This is a genomic window from Massilia sp. YIM B02769 (assembly GCF_030411995.1).
Classification (GTDB): domain Bacteria; phylum Pseudomonadota; class Gammaproteobacteria; order Burkholderiales; family Burkholderiaceae_D; genus Telluria.
This window is the reverse complement of the sequence record NZ_JASNRC010000010.1, coordinates 279,691-297,927: the sequence shown is the minus strand read 5'-3', so window position 1 is coordinate 297,927 and position 18,237 is coordinate 279,691. Positions and strand designations below refer to the sequence as shown.

The window sequence follows — 18,237 nt, the reverse complement described above, 5'->3', positions numbered from 1 at the left end:
TCAGCCCAATCTGGCGCGCTTGGCACAATGATGCCGTTGTCAGGAGGGTGGAGTCCATCACATTACGGTGGGCACTCCGTGCCCACGCGGAATGTCGCGTCATCGGCGGCGATCTGCTGGACGCGCTATGCGCACTGAGACAGCGTGTCTCAAGGAATAGGTGCTAACGTCTATCCTGGACAGCTGCCAACACTTCGCATGGCGCCCGCATTAAACGGGGCCAATTAGCATCATGCTTCCGCGTGGGCACGGGGTGCCCACCCTACGGGTATCAGCTTGCCAGCGCCAACGCGGCCTGCGGCTGCGATGCCACCAGGCTCAACTTCGCGCACGATCCCGGCTTCGCGATGTACTGCTCCACCATATCCTCGATCTCGCCCGCCGTCACCGGCTTGCTGAACAAGTAGCCCTGCATCTCGTCGCACTCGTTCGCGCGCAGGAAGGCGCACTGCTGCTCGGTCTCCACGCCCTCGGCGATCACCTTCAAATTCAGCTTGTGCCCGAGCGAGATCACCGCCATCGCAATTGCCTGGTCGTCCGGATTCTCGGCCAGCTCGCTGACAAACGACTTGTCAATCTTCAGCCGGCTGATCGGGAAGCTCTTCAGCGCCGATAGACTCGAATACCCGGTGCCGAAATCGTCCACCGACAGCGACACACCCATGGCCTTCAGTTCGCGCATCTTGTCGACCGCCTTCTGCAAGTCGCGCATGATCAGGCTTTCGGTCACCTCGAGTTCCAGCAACTCCGGCGGCAGGCCGGAATCCTGCAGCGCCGCCGCCACCCGTTCGACCAGGCGCGATTCCTCGAACTGGCGCGCCGATACGTTCACCGACACGGTAATCGGCGGCAGGCCGCAGGCGAGCCAGGTCCTGGCTTGGCGGCAGGCGGTGCGCACCACCCATTCGCCGATCTGCACGATCAGGCCGCTCTCCTCGGCCAGGCCGATGAAGCGCTGCGGCGACACCACGCCGTGCTCCGGATGGTGCCAGCGGATCAGCGCCTCGACGCCGAAGATGCGCCCGGTCTTCAGGTCCACCTTCGGCTGGTACAGCAGATGGAAGCGATTGCCGGTCTTGCCGGCGCCTGCGCCATCGCCCTCGACCGTCTCCTGCACCGCGTGGCGCAGGCCGTCGAGCAGCATCAGCTTTTCCTCGACGCTGGCGTTCATCTCGCGCGCGTAGAACTGGAAGTTGTTCGAGCCCAGGTCCTTGGCGCGGTACATCGCGGCGTCGGCGTTCATCAGGAGGGCGCTGGCGTCGGCGCCGTCGCGCGGATACATCACCACGCCCATGCTGCAGCTGACCTGCACCGCCTGGCCCGCCACCTCCACCTGCTCGGTCACGGCCATGCGGATCTTTTCCAGCAGCGGCGTGAGGGCCAGCGGGTCGTGCGCCTGGTCCGGCAGCAGGATCACGAACTCGTCGCCGCCGAAGCGCGCCAGCGTGTCGTTGCGGCGCAGGCAGGCGCCCATGCGCCGGCTGACCACCTTCAGCAGTTCGTCGCCGGCCTTGTGGCCGAGGCCATCGTTGACCAGCTTGAAGCCGTCGAGGTCGACAAAGGCAAGGGCCACGCCGGTGCCCCCGCGGGCGGCGTTGCGGATCGCCTGGTCGATGCGGTCGTGCATCAGGTTACGGTTCGGCAGGCCGGTGAGTTCGTCGTGGTGGGCCATGTGGAAGATGCGTTCCTCGGCCAGCTTGCGCTCGGTGATGTCGCGCACGATGACGACGAGGCCGTCTTCCACCGGCACCACCTGGCGGTGCAGCCAGCGTCCGACCGCGGCCACCGCCGAGGCCTGCCATTCGCCTTCGCGCGCCTGGCCGGTGTGCACCACCTCGGCCATGTCGTCGAAGATGCCGTTCGCACGGTAATGCGGCAGCAGGGAGCACAGGCGCTTGCCGTGCAGTTCCGCACTGGTCATGCCGAAGATTTCCTCGGCCTTCGAATTGGTGGCCTCGATCTCGAAGTCGTCCACCCGGCCACGTGCATCGCGCACCGTGCGGAACACGCAGAAGGCGTCCAGGCTGCCCTCGGACGCGGCGGCGTAGGTCTCCTGGGCGCGGTGCGCGCGGCGCCGGGCCTTGGCCAGCTGCCACGACCACATCGAGATCACCGCCACCACCAGCAGCAGCAGGGCGCTGGCGCCGCCGGCCACCAGCAGCCAGGTGCGGCGCGTGGCCTCGTAGGGCGCGAACTGTTCGTCCTGGGCCAGTCCAACCACGATCGCCAGCGGGAAGCCGTGCAGGCGCTGGATGGCGGTGTAGCGCGCCACGCCGTCGGGCGTGCCTTGGCGCAGCGCAATGCTGCCATGCGTCGCGCCCTGCGCGCCGCGGCCCAGCTCGATGCGCTGGCCCCAGCTGATGGTGTCGCCGATGCGCAGCGCGCGCATCACGCCGTCCAGGCCGGCCAGGCCCAGCATGCCGTGCTCGCCGTCGCGCGCGTGTTCGTAGGCGCTGGTGAAGTAGGCCGGTTCGACCTCAACGATGGCAATGCCGGCGAAGCGGCCGGCGGCGTCGTTGATGCGGCGCGTGAAGTGCAGGTGCGGCTCGGCCTTGACGGGGTCGGCCACGGTGGCGCTGACGAAGGGCTCGCCCTCGTCGTTGTCGCGGTGATACAGGAAGTAGGCGGCGTTCGAGACGTCGAGCGCGCCTTCGTCGGGATTGCTGGCGACGATACGGCCGCTGCGGTCGGCCACGGCCACCACGAACACCAGGCCGGGCGGCAGCAGGCCCTGTTCGCGCAGGGCCGGGATCGCGCCTTGCGTGCCCTTCATCTCGACCGCGTACTTCAGCACCTTCAGGGTCTGGTCGATGCCGTTCAGGCTGCGCGCCATTTGCGCTTCGTAGGTGTCGAGGCGCTCCTGGGTCGCGGTGCGGGCGGCGACGGCGGCGGCCTCGTGTTCCGAATCGACGAGGCGCAGGGTCAGCAGCCACATGGCGGCCACCAGCAGCAGGGCGAAGACCGGCAGGGCGATGTGGGTTTCGAGACCGCGTCCGAGCCAGCGCGCGAGACGGGTGCGGTGCGCGAGGCGCTGGGCTTTGGCTTGGATGGTAGGCATGGATTCTTTCAACGCACCAGCAAGACCTGGCGCACACTGGGGTCGAGCGCTTCGCGGTCGATGTAGCCGATCAGGCCCGTGTCCTCGGCCACGGCGTGGCGCACGGCGGCGCTGTCGCGCAGCTCGCGTGGCGGCTGGCCGCGGCCGGTGAAGACCAGCTTCGACCAGTGGGCCTTGAGCAGGGCCGGGGTCTTGCCGGTCACGCGCAGGTAGAACTGGTTGCGCTCGTTCGAGCCGATCGGCTGGTCGAGGGCGGTGGCCAGGGCGCCGTCGGGAAAGCGCGCGCTCTGGCCGAGGAAGATCGCGGCCACCTGGTCCGAACGCAGCGCCTCGATGCTGCTGCGCGCGGACACGATCACGACCAGGTCGGCGGCATGCGAGACGGCATAGGGAAAGGCGGAGGCGAAAACGAGGAGGGCGGCGCCGAGCAGCTTGGCTGCGGAAATCTTCATGGCATCCTCAGAACACGAAATCGAGCGTGGCGCTGGCCACGTGCGCGGTCTGGCCGGAGCGGAAAGCCGGGTCCAGGTTCATCATCGTGCCGCGCGAACCGCCGCGCGGCGTCACGCGGTCGTACTGCAGCTTGAGGGCGAGGTTCGGCGCGGCGTCCCAGCGCAGGCCGGCGCTCAAGGTGGTCTGCGAAGCGATGGTGCGCAGCAGCGTGTCGAGACCGGCGTTCAGGGCAGCGCCGGCGGCGGCATGGTCAGGCGCCAGGCCGTTCAGGTCGAGCGCGTGCGGGCCGGCCGGCTTCTTGCCGGAGATGCGCGCGAAGCTGGCATACGGCGTCAGCGCGCCATGGCGGTAGCCGCCGCTGGCATACAGGGAATTCGTGGTGCCGAGGAAGGAATCGACCTGGTAGTGGCCGACTTCGGCCAGCACGAACCACTGGCCCGGATCGTAGTTCAGGCCGATGCTGGCGGCGGTGGCGCGCTTGCGCTCGGTGATGATGTTGTCGGCCAGCGCCTGGCCCTGTTCGCCGAAGGTGCGCAGGCCAGCGAACAGTTCCGGGTACAGCGACACGGTCAGGCGCGTGGTGCCGATCGAGGCGGCCAGGCTCAGGTCGCCGATTTCCACGGTCTGGGACAGGCCGGCGATGCCGCTGCCATGCAGGCGCGCGCCGTCGTACAGGGACATCTCGGTGCGGCCCACATAGGCCTGGGTGGTGCCGCGTACGGTCTCGCCGTTCCAGCGCCAGGTGAGGTCGGCGCCGTCGCTGTTCGAGATCGGCACCGCGCCATAGATTTCGACCGGCGTGCGCACCCAGGGGTAGGCATAGCCGACCTTGCGGTAATCGGCGGCGATGAACATCGGCAGCGCGATGCGGCCCACACGCAACGACAGCTCCGGCGTGGCCTGGTACTTGACGTTGGCCCACTCGACCTGCGGCCGGTAGCTGTAGTCCAGGCGCTGCTCGGTCACCACCTGCAGCACCGCCGACCAGCGCGGGTTCAATTGCAGGTCGATCTGGGCGCCCAGCTTGCTGTCGACGTCCGCGCTCCAGGTGTGGCTGCGCCCGGCGCCGTCGGCCTTCAGCGCCGAGGAACTGTAGTCGGCGTTGCGCTCGCTCGAGTGCACGGCGCCGAGCGTGCCGAAGCCGGACAGCTTCCAGGTCGGCCCGGTGCCGTCGGTTGCCTCGGCCGCGTGCACCGGATGGGCGGCAGCGGTCAGGATGAAGGCCAGCAGGCTGGCGCGCACGGCGCCGGGCAAACCCTGGCCGGGAAAATGGATGCGGTACATGGTGCCGTTGTCGTCATGGATCCCTCGCAGCGCGCAGGCGGTGGAGGGGAAGGCGGCCGGTGGGCCGGTGTTGCGGTGTGCTACGGTGCCGGTGGTCCGGCGCTATGCATGGCGCACGAAACGACTTTAGCGAACACATCCGTCAAAGTCGATAAATTTGCGTGTAGAAATAACTGGATGACACGGTATCGTTGTGCTGCGGCAACGTGTGTTGTTGAACAGGTATTGCCGCACTGTAGAGGCCGCGTTGTGCCAGCGGTAATCGTCTGAGAAATGAAGCAGGCTTGCCGGCTCGCGCGGCCCCGGCCGGCAAAACACCGGGCGATTCGCCACTGGACCAAATAGCAAGTATGATGATGGCGTCCACACCTTTCCAACCGATCCTTTCCACACCGATGCGCCGCTGGGTTTTCATCATTTTGCTGCTGGTCTATCCGCTCCAGGTTGCCCTGGCGATGGCGGACCAGTGCTGCGTGACGACCCCGGCCGGCGTGACCCACCACGTGGCCGAGCAGGGCGGCGCCGTGCCGGCGCTGGCGCCCGCCCTGGTCGCCGACGACGGCAATTCGGTGCTGGGCGATCCGCACTGTCCGGCCTGCATGCTCGGGCACATCCTCTATCTTCCCTCCGACGCGGCGGCCATGCCCGGCCAGCGGCACGAATCGACGGCGATCGCCGCCGTACTGCCCTTCGTCACGTCGCCGCCGGCGGCCCGTCCGGAACGTCCCAAGTGGCCTGCGCGCGCTGAGTAGCGCGCAGCGCCTCACGCACCGAGCCATCCCGGCTCGCGCCCGCCTGCGCGCCTGATTCCATTCTTATCAGGAGCAAGCATGACAACCCACATCAAGCGGCGTCTCGCCGCGGGAATCGTGGCGGCATGGGCGTTCGGCTGCGCAGCCGCCGCACCCCTGCAGCCCGATGCCAACGATTCCATCGACCTGCCATCCGCGATCCGGCTCGCCCTCGAGGGCCCGCGCCTGCGCGCGGCCGGCCATGAAGTGGCGGCCAGCGCCGCCGCCATCGGCCAGGCCGATCATTACCCGAACCCGACCCTGGAATACCTGCGCGAAGGCGAGCAGGCCGGCACCCGCACCACCACCGTCCAGCTCAACCAGCCGATCGAACTCGGCGGCAAGCGCCGCGCGCGCGTGGCCCTGGCCGCAAGCACGGCGGCCCTGGCGCGCGGCGACCTGGCCGCGCTGCGCCAGGAAGTGCGCGCCGAGGTCATCGCCGGCTGGCATGCCGTCCTCGCCGCCCAGCAGCGGCAGCAACTGGCCACGACCCTGGCCGGCCTGGCAGCCAAGGGCATCGAGGTCGCCGAACGCCAGGTGGCGGCCGGCAAGGTCTCGCCCATCGATGCCACCCGTGCGCGCCTGGCCGCCGTCGACTCCGCCACGGAACTGAACGCGGCGCAGGCCGAACTGGCGATCGCCCGTACCCGTCTCGGCGCCCTGGTCGGGCGGCCGGGCGAGGCGCTGGTGCTGGCGTCCGGCCACGACCCGGCGCCCCCCGCCCTGAAGCCGCTGGCGGCGCTGCTGGCCGATGCCGCGCAGGCGCTGCCGGTGCGGCGCGCGCGCAGCCAGCTGGCGGCCCAGGAAGCCCAGACCCAGGTCGAGCGCGCCGCGCGCCTGCCCGACCTGACGCTCTCGGTCGGCAGCCAGAAAATCGACGAGGTGGCGCGGCGCCAGGCCGTGGTCGGCGTCTCGCTGCCGCTGCCGCTGTTCAACCGCAACGAAGGCAATCTGCTGGCGGCCCTGCGCCGCAGCGACAAGGCGCGCGACGAGGTGGCGGCTGCGGAAACAGCGGCCGCGTCCGACATCGGCACCGCCTACACGCGCTACGAGCAGGCCAGGAACGAGGCGGCCATGCTGCGCGCCGACGTGATCCCGAGCGCGCAATCGGCCTACGAACTGACGCTGACAGGCTTCGAGCACGGCAAGTTTGCCTTCCTCGACGTGCTGGACGCCCAGCGCACCTGGGCCCGGGTCCAGCTGCGCCAGTGGACGGCCACGCAGGAAGCCTGGCGTGCCTACGCCGACCTCGCGCGCCTTGCCGGCGCCGCCATCGAACAAGACCGACAGGAACGACCATGAACAGGAAACAAACCTTGACGATCGCTCTGATGTGCGCGCTCGCCGCCCTCCTTGCCGCGCTGATGCTGTGGCGCCAGCCGGGTGCACCAAGCGGCGGAGAACACGCCGGCCACGCCGATTCCCACGGCCACGACGACCGGCATGAAGAGGCGGGCGCCGCGCCGGCGCCGCCGGCCGGGGACGAGCGCGCCATCGCCATGAGCGAGGCGCAGATCAAGACCGCCGGCATCGCCATCGACAAGGCCAGGCCGGCCCTGATCCAGGAACGCCTGCACTTGCCGGCCCAGGTAAAGGCCAACGCCGAACGCAGCGTGGCGCTGGCCGCCCCGGGCGCCGGCATCGTGCAGTCGGTGTTGGTGTCGAACGGCGCCGTGGTGAAGAAGGGACAGGGACTGGTGATCGTACGCAGCCCTGCGGTGGCCGGCTGGCGCGCCGACTACGCCGGCGCCCGCGCGCGCCTGAAGCTGGCGCAGACCACCCACGCGCGCGAGCAAACCCTGTGGGAGCAGGGCATCTCGGCGCGCCAGGACCTCGATGCCGCGCAGGCCGCGCTGCAGGAAGCGCGGATCGCGGTGTCGGCGGCGCAGAGCCGTATCGACGCGCTCGGCGTCGGGGCCATGGACGATGGCGTGTCGAGCACGGTGACGCTGCGCGCGCCGTATGACGGCGTGGTGGTCGACCAGCCGGTGGTGGCCGGCCAGTCGGTCGACGAAACCAAGCTGCTGCTGACGCTGGCCGATTTGTCGCAGGTGTGGGTGGAAGCGGCGGTGCCGGGCGTCAGCCTGGCCCAGGTAAGCGCAGGCATGCCGGCGAAAGTCAGCATTGCCGCCCAGCCGCAGGAACTCGACGGCACCGTGTCGTTTGTCGGCCCGGTGCTGGGCGAGGCCACGCGCATGGCCACGGCGCGCGTCACGCTGCCGAACCGCGACGGGCGGCTGCGCCCCGGCATGCTGGCGAACGTCGACCTGATGGGCCAGCCGGCGGACGTGCCGGTGACGGTGGTGAGCGACGCCGTGCAGACCGTGCACGAGCGCAGCGTGGTCTTCGTGCGCACGCCCTCGGGCTTCCGCGCCCAGGACGTGAGCGTGGGCCGGTCCGACGGCAAGCGCAGCGAGATCCTGAAGGGACTGGACGCCGGCACGCCCTATGCCAGCGCCGGCAGTTTCGTGCTCAAGGCCGATCTCGGCAAGGGCGAAGCCGAGCACGATCACTAAAGGGCCGCCATGTTCCAGCAACTCATTGCATTTGCCATCGCACGGCGCTGGCTGATCGTCTTCGCCGCCCTGTGCCTGGCCGGCCTGGGCGCCGTCAACTACGGCCGCCTGCCGATCGACGCGGTCCCGGACATCACCAACGTCCAGGTCCAGATCAACACCGGCGCACCCGGCTACTCGCCTCTGGAGGTCGAGCAGCGCATCACCTTCCCGATCGAGACCGTCATGAACGGCATACCCGGACTCGAGCAAACCCGCTCGCTGTCGAAGTACGGGCTGTCGCAGGTGACCGTCGTCTTCAAAGACGGCACCGACATCTATTTTGCGCGCCAGCTGGTGAACGAGCGGCTGCAGGGGGCGAAGGCCGCTCTGCCGCCGGAGGTCGAACCCGGCATGGGGCCGACCGCCACCGGCCTCGGCGAAATCTTCTACTGGACGGTGGAAGCGAAGGAAGGCGCGCGCAAGCCCGACGGCACGCCCTACACGCCGCAGGACCTGCGCGAGATCCAGGACTGGATCGTCGCACCGCAGCTGCGCAGCGTGGCGGGCGTGACCGAGGTGAATACCATCGGCGGCTACCTGAAGGAATACCAGGTGGCGCCCGACATGGACCGCCTGGCCGCGCACGGCCTGTCGCTGGCCACGCTGGTGAATGCCATCGACCGCAACAACGCGAATGCCGGCGCCGGCTACATCGAACGCGGCGGCGAGCAGTTCGTGGTGCGCACGCCGGGGCAGGTGAAGTCCCTGGATGAGATCCGCAACATCGTGCTCGACGTGGTCGAGGGCGCGCCGATCCACGTCGACGATGTCGCCGAAGTCCAGTACGGACGCGAGCTACGCACCGGCGCCGCCACCGAGAACGGGCGCGAAGTGGTGCTCGGCGCGGTGTTCATGCTGATCGGCGAGAACAGCCGCGCCGTGGCCGAAGCCGCACGCAACAAGCTGGCACAGGTAGAACGCTCGCTGCCTGCCGGCGTGCAGGCCCTGCCCGTGTACGACCGCTCGGTGCTGGTGAACAAGGCGATCGCCACCGTGCGCACCAACCTGGTCGAAGGCGCGCTGCTGGTGGTGGCGATCCTCTTCCTCTTCCTCGGCAATCTGCGCGCGGCCGTGATCACGGCGCTGGTGATCCCGCTGACCATGTTGATGGTGTTTACCGGCATGGTGCAGACGAAAGTGAGCGCGAACCTGATGAGCCTGGGCGCGCTCGACTTCGGCATCATCGTCGACGGCGCCGTGGTGATCGTCGAGAACTGCATCCGCAGGCTGGGGCTGGCGCAGGCGGCGGCCGGACGCCCGCTCACGCGCGACGAACGCTTTGCCGAAGTGGCGCTGGCCGCCGCCGAGGCACGCCGGCCGCTGCTGTTCGGGCAGCTGATCATCATGACGGTGTACCTGCCGATCTTCGCGCTGTCCGGCGTGGAGGGGCGCATGTTCCATCCGATGGCGATCACCGTGGTGCTGGCGCTGGCCGCAGCGATGATCCTGTCGGTGACTTTCGTGCCGGCGGCGGTCGCGCTGTTCGTGAACAAGGCCGTGCCCGAGCATGAGAACCGGATCATGGACCGCGCGCGTGGCCTGTATCGGCGCATGCTCGACTGGGTGCTGCGCAACCGGCCGGTGGCGCTCAGCTTCGCCTTGCTCAGCGTGCTGCTGTCCGGCGTGCTCGCCACGCGCCTCGGTACCGAATTCGCGCCGAATCTCGACGAAGGCGACCTCGCGGTGCTGACGGTGCGTATTCCGGGGACGAGCCTGTCGCAGTCGGTGGCGATGCAGCAGCAACTGGAAAGCGCGCTGCTGAAGGAATTCCCGGAGATCGAGCGGGTCTTCGCGCGCATCGGCACCTCGGAAGTGGCGACCGACCCGATGCCGCCGAATGCGGCCGACAGCTACATCATGCTGCGCCCGCAAAAGGACTGGCCGAAGCCGCGCAAGACGCATGCCGAGCTGGTGGAAGCGATTACCGAGGCGGCCAATCGCATCCCCGGCAACAGCTACGAGTTCTCGCAGCCGATCCAGCTGCGCTTCAACGAGCTGATTTCCGGCGTGCGCAGCGACGTGGCGGTGAAGGTGTTCGGCGACGATACCGAGGCGATGGAAGCCACGGCGCGCGAGGTGGCGCGCGTATTGAAAGGCGTGCGCGGCGCCGTCGAGGTGAAGGTCGAGCAGACCGAAGGCTTGCCGGCGCTGACCCTGAGCGTGGACCGCATCAAGGCCGCGCGCTATGGCCTGAACGTGGCCGACGTGCAGGACGTGTTCGGCACCCTGATCGGCGGGCGCGATGTCGGCATGGTGTTCGAGGGCGACCGCCGCTTCGCCATCACCGTGCGCCTGCCGGAAGGCCCGCGCAACGACATCGACAGTTTGCGCCAGTTGCCGATTGCGCTGCCCGCCGTGAACGGGCATGCGGCCAGCATTCCGTTATCGGAAATCGGCACGCTCGCCTTTGTGCCGGAAGCGAACGGGATCAGCCGCGAGAACGGCAAGCGGCGCATCGTGGTCACGGCGAATGTGCGCGGGCGCGACCTCGGCTCGTTTGTCGGCGAGCTGGACGCCTCGCTGGCCAAGGTGAAGCTGCCGGCCGGAACGTGGCTGAGCCTGGGCGGGCAGTTCGAGAATCTGCAGGCGGCCAGCAAGCGTTTGGGTCTGGTGATCCCGGCGGCGCTGGGGCTGGTGTTCGCGCTCTTGTACCTGATGTTCAACAGCGTCAAGGATGGGCTGCTGGTGTTTTCCGGGATTCCGTTCGCGATGACCGGCGGGGTATTGGCCCTGTGGCTGCGCGGGCTGCCGCTGTCGATCTCGGCGGCGGTGGGATTCATTGCCTTGTCGGGCGTGGCGGTGCTGAATGGCCTGGTCATGATCTCGTTCGTGCGTTCGCTGCGCGAGCAAGGGCATGGGCCGGAGCTGGCGATGCGCGAAGGGGCCGAGGTGCGCATGCGCGCGGTGCTGATGACGGCGCTGGTGGCTTCGCTGGGCTTCCTGCCGATGGCGCTGGCAACCAGTACCGGGGCCGAGGTGCAGCGGCCGCTGGCGACGGTAGTGATTGGCGGGATCCTGTCGTCGACGGCCTTGACCTTGTTGATCTTGCCGGCCTTGTACACTTGGGTGCATGGGGGAAAGCGATAGCGCCCCTAAGGAAAGACTCGATGTGAAATCACTCGCCGGCAGACAAACATTTGCCGGCATCGACTGATTATCTCGGGTCCTTCCAGTTATGCTGGACAGGCAACTTCAGCAATATCAACCACTATAATGCCGTGACTGTCATTTATTTAATGTTCTAAAGCCAAAAATTTCGACAAAACCGCATCCAGCGCGCTACGCTCTTGTTGATATGTGGCTTCATGCTTTTCACGCTCAATCAAGGCTTCTGCAAATTCTGTCTCAGTCATGTTCGCATTGGTATCTATGCTCGGCCTGTCGGTCTTATATACCCGTAGCGCTAGCTCGTGAAGATATAAGGCGACGTCAATATTGAAGAGCCAGCGTGCGGCATGCAAAGAGTTTTCAAGTTCTTCAACAGCCTTTACATCCACCTTATTGGTACGGATATTTTGTAGAGCAGTAATTGCCAATTTGTAAATAGCAATCCGCTTATCAAAAAGATCTAGTTTGAGCTTGTTTCGTGCCGTTTTCCACTGTCTGTTCGCGATAAATCCAGCAATGCTAGCCGCAAGTAGTGCGACCACAGGGGTGCCTAAAACTCTTACATATTCGGTCCAAATCGGTAACTGTTCCGGCTCCATGGTTTCCTAGCTTAATTTGTGAACGCTGTATCAGGGAAAAACGAGGCATGACGTGATACGCAAGCTCAACTCTAGCTTAGTACTGTTTTCAACTGCACGGTGGACACCATTTCACTTCGACGCCTGCACCGTCGCCATCGCCATCTTGATCATCCCCGCAACCACCTTGCGTAGCTCCGGCAAATTATCCGCGGACGCCTTCACCCCGGTCGTCGCCACGCGCAGGATGTATGCGATCTCGCGCGCGCTCATCACTTTCTTGCCGTGCATGGCCGGCGCCAGCACCGCCTCCAGATGCTTCTCCAGATGCGCATAGATATCGGCCAGCGCCTCCGGCGCATAGCTGCCGCAATTGGCCAGCAGGTCGATCCCGTTCGGCGAATCGATCACCGAGGCCGCCGGCTCCACCACCCAGATGTCGAACAGGCAGGCCAGTTGCGCTGCCAGGCCGCGCGCGGCGGGCAAGCGCTCGGCGGTGGCCGCTTCGTTGCGCAGGCGCTGGCGCCGCACCAGCGTCGCGAACACCGCTTCCTTGTTCGCGAACGCGGCGTACAGGGTAGGACGTGACATCGCGCTCGCGTCGGCGATGTCGCTCATGCTCACCTTGCGGTAGCCATGGCGGTAAAACAGGTCGAACGCCGCATCGAGGATGCGCTCTTCTTTTGCTTCCATTCTTTCTCTTCCTGCCCAGTCGACGATACGGAGGTTTACAGTTTACAAAATATGTAAACCTGTTAGGATGCTTACAGATTTCATCAAGTGTAAATCCATGAGGAGGAGAAGTCCATGAACACGACCACGTCCGGCGTTACCGCCGGCAGCATGACACCCGCCTACGCCGCCCTCGAGCGCGGAGGGCCGCTCGTACCCTGGCAGTTCGAGCGCCGCGCGCTGCGCCCCGACGATGTCGCGGTGCGCGTGCTGTATTGCGGCGTCTGCCACAGCGATATCCATTCGATCAACCACTGGGGCCAGTCCTTCCCGCTGGTGCCGGGCCACGAGATCGTGGGCGAAGTCACCGCCGTCGGCGCCAGGGTTGGCGGCTTTGCGGTCGGCGACCTGGTCATGATCGGCGTGATCGTCGATTCCTGCCGCACCTGCGAACCCTGCCAGCACGGGATGGAAGTCTACTGCCGCGAATTCCCGATCCAGACTTTCGACGGCGTCGACCGCATTGACGGCACGCGCACCCGTGGCGGCTATTCAGAGCAGTATGTGGCGGACCAGCGCTTCGTCTACCATTTGCCGCAGGGGCTGGACCCGGCGGCCGCCGCGCCGCTGCTGTGCGCGGGCGTGACCACGTATTCGCCGCTACGCCACTGGAAGGTGGGGCCGGGCATGACGGTGGGCGTGGTCGGCATCGGCGGGCTCGGGCACCTGGCCATCAAGTTTGCGCGTGCGATGGGGGCGCATGTGGTGGCGTTCACGACCTCGCCAAACAAGATCGAGGCGGCGCTGGCGCTGGGTGCGCACGAAGCCGTGCTGTCGACCGATGCCGCGCAGATGGCGGCGCAGGCCTACCGCTTCGACTTCATCCTCGATACGGTGTCGACCACCTACCCGATGACGCCGATGATCGCGGCGCTGAAGCTCGATGCCACCCTGTGCTCGCTCGGCATTCCCGACAGCTTCGATTTTGCGCCCATCATGCTGACGATGGGACGCCGCCGCCTGGCCNAAGCTCGATGCCACCCTGTGCTCGCTCGGCATTCCCGACAGCTTCGATTTTGCGCCCATCATGCTGACGATGGGACGCCGCCGCCTGGCCAGTTCGGGCGCTGCAGGCACGGCGGACACGCACGAGATGCTGGCCTTCTGCAGCGAACACGGCATCGTCGCGGACATCGAACTGATCGCGATGGCCGAGATCAACGACGCTTACCTGCGGCTGGAAAAGGGCGATGTCTACTACCGTTTCGTGATCGACATGGGCAAGGGTCAGGGGCTCGCCGGGTCGAGATAAGGCGCCAATATCGCCTGCACCCAGTCCATGAAGGCCAGCGTGCGCGCCGGCACGTAGCGGCGCGACGGATACACGAACGCCACCGGCATCGGCTCGGCCCGGAAGTCCGGCAGCACCTCGACCAGTTCGCCGCTGTCGAGGTAGGCGCGCACCGCCACGTCCGGCACCTGGATCATGCCGAGGCCGGCGCGGCAGGCGGCCTCGTAGCAGGCGGTGCCGTTCACGGTGAGCATGCCGCCGACCGGCGCCAACTGGGTGCGCTCGCCGTCGAACCACTCCCACACCGGCGCGCTGCCGCCCAGCAGGGCGTCGTAGTGGACGATGCGGTGCCGGGCCAGGTCGTCCAGCGTGAGCGGTGTGCCAAACGCGGCGAGGTAGGCCGGGCTGGCGCAGTTGACCATGCGGTAGCTGCCCAGCGGGCGCGCGACCAGGCTGGAGTCAAGCAGCGTGCCGGAGCGCAGCACGCAATCGAAGCCTTCGCGCACCACATCGACGCGGCGGTCGGTGGTGCTGAGGTTGATTTCCAGGCGCGGGTGCTTCGCCATGAATTCGCCGAGGCGCGGCAGCACGACCTTGGCGGCGATGCCGACCGTGAGGTCGACGCGCAGGCGCCCGCTCAAGCCATCGGCGCCGCCGTCGAACATGCTGCCGAGTTCGTCGAATTCGTCGAGCAGGTTGCGGCTGCGCGCGTAGAAGGCGGCGCCTTCCTGGGTCAGCTTCACGCGGCGCGTGGTCCGCTGCAGCAGGCGCACGCCGAAGTCTTCCTCGAGCTCGCGCACGTTGGCGGAGACGGTGGTGTTCGGTAAACCAAGCTGCTGGGCCGCGCCGCTGAAGCTTTCCAGCTCGGCGACCTTCAGGAAGATGCGGATGGGGTCGAGTTTGTTCATCTGGTGATTATGCGGATATTTCGCAGAATGCATGCATGTTTCGCCAGTTTATTCATCTGGAATGCAAAAATATACTGGCGACTCATTCAACGAAGGAGCCCAGCATGACCCAACGCATCGCACTCATCACCGGCGGCAGCCGCGGCCTCGGACGCAGCATGGCGCTGCACCTGGCGCAGGCCGGCGTCGACATCCTCTTCACTTACCAGAGCAACGACAGTGCGGCGCAGGACGTCGTCGGCCGCATCGAAGCGCTCGGCCGCCGCGCCGTTGCGCTGCAGCTGGATACCGGCAACAGCGCCAGCTTCGCCGGCTTTGCCGATCAGGTACGTACGACCCTGGCGAACTGGAGCTGCGAACGCTTCGACATCCTGGTGAACAACGCCGGCGCCGGCCTGCACGTGCCGCTGCTGGACGTGACCGAAGCGCAGTTCGACAGCATCGTCGCCATGCACTTCAAGGCGCCCGTGTTTCTGACGACGGCGCTGCTGCCATTGCTGAACGATGGCGGACGCATCCTGAACGTGTCGAGCGGCCTGACGCGCTTCAGCCTGCCGGGCTATGGCGTGTATGCCGCGGCCAAGGGCGCGGTCGAGGTGCTGACGCGCTACCAGGCGCGCGAATTCGCCGGCCGCGGGATCACGGTGAACACGCTGGCGCCGGGCGCCATCGAGACCGATTTCGGCGGCGGCGCGGTGCGCGACAACCTTGAGCTGAACCGCATGGTGGCGGGCATGACGGCGCTGGGCCGGGTTGGCCAGCCGGACGACATCGGCGGCGCGGTGGCGGCACTGCTGGCCGAAGGGAATGGCTGGATGACCGGACAACGCGTCGAGGTATCCGGCGGGATGCTGCTGTAAGGCGATCTACAGCAGAGCTCGTGTCCGAATGTCAGACCTGACCCCGGCTGTTCAGGCGTCGGCCCAGAGGCGTTCGCCGGTGTGTTCCATGTGCGTCAGGTAGAGGCGCAAATCGAGTTCGAACTGGTGGTACTGCGGCTCCATCCAGCAGCACAGCTTGTAGAAGGCCTTGTCGTGGTCCTTCTCCTTGAGGTGGGCCAGTTCGTGCACGGCGATCATGCGCAGGAATTCCAGCGGCGCGTCGCGGAACACGCTGGCGATGCGGATCTCGTGCTTGGCCTTCAGCTTGCTGCCCTGGACGCGCGAGATCTGCGTGTGCAGGCCGAGCGCATGCTGGACCACGTGGATCTTGCTGTCGTAGGCGACCTTCGATACCGGCTGGGCATTGCGCAGGTAGTCATCCTTCAAATCCTGCACGTAGTCGTAGAGCGCGCGGTCGGTGCGCAGGCCGTGGGCGCGCGGGTAGCGCGAACGGAGCAGGGCGCCGAGGCGGTTCTCGTCCAGCAGGCTCGATGCCTGCTGGCGCAGCTGTTCGGGGTAGGCGGTGAGGTACTTGAGTTCTGGCATAGGGGCGAAAATGTAGCACAGCTGCCGCCGGTCCGCTGGGCCGGGCGCCGCCTCCCTGTAAAGGCTTGGGTGCATGCGTGCGCCGCCGCGCGCAGTCGGGTTCTATCCTGTTTGTCTATTTGTCAGCATTCGGGAGAACGACATGGAAGCCATGGATTTTCAAAGCTGTATCGACGCCTGCAACGCCTGTGCGCTGGCCTGCGACCATTGCGCGGCAAGCTGCCTGCAGGAAGAGGATGTGAAAATGATGGCGCGCTGCATTGCGCTGGATATGGATTGCAGCCAGATGTGCCGGTTTGCGGCGGGGGTGATGGCGCGCGGGAGCGAGCATACCGCCGAGGTGTGCCGGCTGTGCGCGCTGATCTGCCGGGCCTGTGCCGAAGAGTGCGGGAAGCACGACATGGACCATTGCCAGCAATGCGCGGCGGCGTGCAGGCGCTGTGCGGAAGCGTGCGAAAAGATGGCGGCGTAAGGGCGCGACCCCGCCGCTAACACGAGGCCGCGCATGGATCAAGCGGGCAGACAGGATCCGCCCGCCTTATTCCTCCTTGCCTCCCTGGCGGTTGCCGCTTGCCTTGGCGGCGCTGGCGGCGCGGTTGGCGGACTGGCGGCTTTCGCCGCCCTTGCGGCCGATGTCGGCCATGTGTGCACGGTTGCGGCTGACTGCCTCACCGCCTTTCTGCCCCGCGCGGCGCGCTTCTTCGGAATCGAATTCGTGCGCCGTTCCCTTCTGGTGGGCGGCCTGGCCACCCTTGCTGGCGATTTCGCGCTGCTGGTTCTGGTCCATCGCCGCGAAGCCGCGCTTGGCAGGTCCGGTGCTGCCACCCGATCCGCTGCCGCTGCTGCCCTTCTGCGCGCTGCCTCCGGAGCTGCCCGCGCTCTTGCCGCTCTCCTTGCTTGTCGCCATGTCGCTCTCCTGGTTGCCCTGCACATGAGTGGATGAAGAAGCTTACAAGCGCCGCATTGCCGCGCTCGTGCGGTTAGAGACACCACGGTCCCGTTAGTTCCTTCAGTCCGGTGCGCGCGGCGGCAGGCGCATGCCGGCGTGCGGTTCCATCGCGTCGATCACGTCGGGCGAGTCGTCCAGGTCTTCGTCGAGTTCGCGCCGGCGCGCCTGCATCTTGCGCCCGAGCGCGGCCAGGTCGATGCCGGACTTGCGCGCGGTGTCGAACATGTCGCTTTCTTCCATCACGACGTGGTGTTCCACTTCCTCGGCCAGGACCGCGACGGTGGCCTCGAAATGGTCGTCGCCGGGGTACATCACTTCGAGCTGGCTGACCAGTTCGCGCACGCCGGCGTGCTCGACCTCGGCTTCGTCCATCATCTCGTCGTCGTCGGCGGCCGCGCGCAGCAGCGGGTAGAACAGTTCTTCCTCGACGATGGCGTGCAGGGTCAGTTCGTAGCAGATCTCGTCGACCAGCTCGGCCTTGCGCTCGTCCTCGTCCTCGATGCCGCGCAGGCGCTCGAATTCGCCGAACAGCTGGCGGATCCTGTCGTGTTCGTGGCGCAGCAGCGCGAGCGCGTCTGCCGGCCGGTCCTGGCGTTTGCCGGATGGTGCCATGGGAGCCTCCGTTCGGTGAAAGGGGCGGGCGGCGTCAGCGCACCGGCGCATGCGCCGCCTTGCCGTCGGGCGCGGCGCCGCCGCTGCCGGCCTGCATGAAGCTCTCGGCGCCGCGCGCGGCCTGCCAGCCGCCGTCGTTGGCGTCGCGCGCCAGGGCCGCGGTGCCGGCGCCCAGCACTTTCATGAGTTCGCCCTGCCAGGCGCGCAGGTGCTCGACCGTCGGCTGCGTCTCGCGCATGGCGACGGCGCCCATCTGGAACGGGTCCTTGCAGGCGGCCAGGGCGCGGCCGTAGCGGATCGAATCGTCGAACATCTGGCGCATCATGCGCAGGTTGAGTTCGCCGATCTGGCCGGCGGCATCGACGGCGTGGCGCGACATCTGCGTGAACAGGTCGACCTGGGTATTGAGCTGGGCCTGCAGGGCAGGATTGTCGGTGGGGAAGGTTGGCATGCTGTCCTCGAAGTGAGCGGTGGGTTGGAAAGAGCGTCGAAGTAGACGCTCCCAGGCCGCACAAGTTCAAGGAGATTGCACGCGCCCTGAAATGGGT

17 protein-coding genes and 1 pseudogene are annotated in these 18,237 nt (G+C 67.0%); 7 read left to right on the top strand and 11 right to left on the bottom strand.

The window, feature by feature from the left end:
- Positions 1–271 precede the first annotated feature (271 nt).
- The 4 genes from QPK31_RS18145 to QPK31_RS18130 form a co-directional block, all read right to left on the bottom strand.
- The gene (locus QPK31_RS18145; protein WP_290424296.1) at positions 272–3,058 is read right to left on the bottom strand and encodes an EAL domain-containing protein; all 2,787 of its coding nucleotides are present in this window, start codon (positions 3,056–3,058) and stop codon (positions 272–274) included.
- Between the two features lie 8 nt (positions 3,059–3,066).
- On the bottom strand, positions 3,067–3,510 hold the full coding sequence (locus QPK31_RS18140) for a phosphate ABC transporter substrate-binding protein (protein ID WP_290424295.1): 444 nt from the start codon (positions 3,508–3,510) through the stop codon (positions 3,067–3,069).
- A 7-nt stretch (positions 3,511–3,517) separates the two neighbouring features.
- Positions 3,518–4,795: a hypothetical protein gene (locus QPK31_RS18135; protein ID WP_290424294.1), complete on the bottom strand. Its 1,278-nt coding sequence runs from the start codon at positions 4,793–4,795 to the stop codon at positions 3,518–3,520.
- A 142-nt stretch (positions 4,796–4,937) separates the two neighbouring features.
- Positions 4,938–5,213, bottom strand: coding sequence for a hypothetical protein (locus QPK31_RS18130; RefSeq protein WP_290424293.1), 276 nt, complete (start codon positions 5,211–5,213; stop codon positions 4,938–4,940).
- Between QPK31_RS18130 and QPK31_RS18125 the strand changes: the two genes are divergently transcribed.
- From QPK31_RS18125 to QPK31_RS18110, 4 genes are all read left to right on the top strand, one after another.
- On the top strand, positions 5,191–5,547 hold the full coding sequence (locus QPK31_RS18125; RefSeq protein ID WP_290424292.1) for a hypothetical protein: 357 nt from the start codon (positions 5,191–5,193) through the stop codon (positions 5,545–5,547). The two genes, QPK31_RS18130 and QPK31_RS18125, sit on opposite strands and share 23 nt — an antisense overlap.
- Before the next feature lie 78 nt (positions 5,548–5,625).
- On the top strand, positions 5,626–6,888 hold the full coding sequence (locus QPK31_RS18120) for a TolC family protein (protein WP_290424291.1): 1,263 nt from the start codon (positions 5,626–5,628) through the stop codon (positions 6,886–6,888).
- Positions 6,885–8,102: an efflux RND transporter periplasmic adaptor subunit gene (locus tag QPK31_RS18115; protein WP_290424290.1), complete on the top strand. Its 1,218-nt coding sequence runs from the start codon at positions 6,885–6,887 to the stop codon at positions 8,100–8,102. Before QPK31_RS18120 ends, QPK31_RS18115 begins: the two co-directional genes overlap by 4 nt.
- 9 nt (positions 8,103–8,111) lie before the next feature.
- Positions 8,112–11,231, top strand: a complete 3,120-nt coding sequence (locus QPK31_RS18110) for an efflux RND transporter permease subunit (protein WP_290424289.1) — start codon at positions 8,112–8,114, stop codon at positions 11,229–11,231.
- Positions 11,232–11,377: 146 nt separating this feature from the next.
- On the opposite strand, the gene QPK31_RS18105 is transcribed toward QPK31_RS18110, so the two are convergent.
- Both QPK31_RS18105 and QPK31_RS18100 read right to left on the bottom strand, forming a co-directional pair.
- The gene (locus tag QPK31_RS18105; protein WP_290424288.1) at positions 11,378–11,851 is read right to left on the bottom strand and encodes a hypothetical protein; all 474 of its coding nucleotides are present in this window, start codon (positions 11,849–11,851) and stop codon (positions 11,378–11,380) included.
- A 111-nt stretch (positions 11,852–11,962) separates the two neighbouring features.
- Positions 11,963–12,523, bottom strand: a complete 561-nt coding sequence (locus tag QPK31_RS18100; RefSeq protein ID WP_290424287.1) for a TetR/AcrR family transcriptional regulator — start codon at positions 12,521–12,523, stop codon at positions 11,963–11,965.
- A 114-nt stretch (positions 12,524–12,637) separates the two neighbouring features.
- Here QPK31_RS18100 and QPK31_RS18095 point away from each other — a divergent pair.
- A pseudogene (locus QPK31_RS18095) lies at positions 12,638–13,814 on the top strand (NAD(P)-dependent alcohol dehydrogenase).
- Here the strand turns inward: QPK31_RS18095 and QPK31_RS18090 are convergent.
- Entirely contained in the window at positions 13,790–14,701 is a 912-nt protein-coding gene (locus tag QPK31_RS18090) for a LysR family transcriptional regulator (protein WP_290424286.1), read from the bottom strand. The pseudogene QPK31_RS18095 and the gene QPK31_RS18090 sit on opposite strands and share 25 nt — an antisense overlap.
- 104 nt (positions 14,702–14,805) lie before the next feature.
- Between QPK31_RS18090 and QPK31_RS18085 the strand changes: the two genes are divergently transcribed.
- Complete coding sequence (locus QPK31_RS18085) at positions 14,806–15,561, top strand: SDR family NAD(P)-dependent oxidoreductase (protein ID WP_290424285.1); 756 nt, start codon at positions 14,806–14,808, stop codon at positions 15,559–15,561.
- A 51-nt stretch (positions 15,562–15,612) separates the two neighbouring features.
- On the opposite strand, the gene QPK31_RS18080 is transcribed toward QPK31_RS18085, so the two are convergent.
- Positions 15,613–16,128, bottom strand: a complete 516-nt coding sequence (locus QPK31_RS18080) for a M48 family metallopeptidase (RefSeq protein ID WP_290424284.1) — start codon at positions 16,126–16,128, stop codon at positions 15,613–15,615.
- Between the two features lie 142 nt (positions 16,129–16,270).
- Between QPK31_RS18080 and QPK31_RS18075 the strand changes: the two genes are divergently transcribed.
- Complete coding sequence (locus QPK31_RS18075; protein ID WP_290424283.1) at positions 16,271–16,600, top strand: four-helix bundle copper-binding protein; 330 nt, start codon at positions 16,271–16,273, stop codon at positions 16,598–16,600.
- A 66-nt stretch (positions 16,601–16,666) separates the two neighbouring features.
- Here QPK31_RS18075 and QPK31_RS18070 read toward each other — a convergent pair whose 3' ends face one another.
- From QPK31_RS18070 to QPK31_RS18060, 3 genes are all read right to left on the bottom strand, one after another.
- A complete protein-coding gene (locus QPK31_RS18070) occupies positions 16,667–17,035 on the bottom strand; it encodes a KGG domain-containing protein (protein WP_290424282.1) in 369 nt (122 codons plus the stop codon).
- A gap of 102 nt (positions 17,036–17,137) precedes the next feature.
- A complete protein-coding gene (locus QPK31_RS18065) occupies positions 17,138–17,689 on the bottom strand; it encodes a hemerythrin domain-containing protein (protein WP_290424281.1) in 552 nt (183 codons plus the stop codon).
- 34 nt (positions 17,690–17,723) lie between these two features.
- Positions 17,724–18,140 (bottom strand): phasin family protein, encoded by a 417-nt coding sequence (locus QPK31_RS18060; RefSeq protein ID WP_290424280.1) that lies wholly within the window; start codon positions 18,138–18,140, stop codon positions 17,724–17,726.
- Positions 18,141–18,237: the final 97 nt, after the last annotated feature.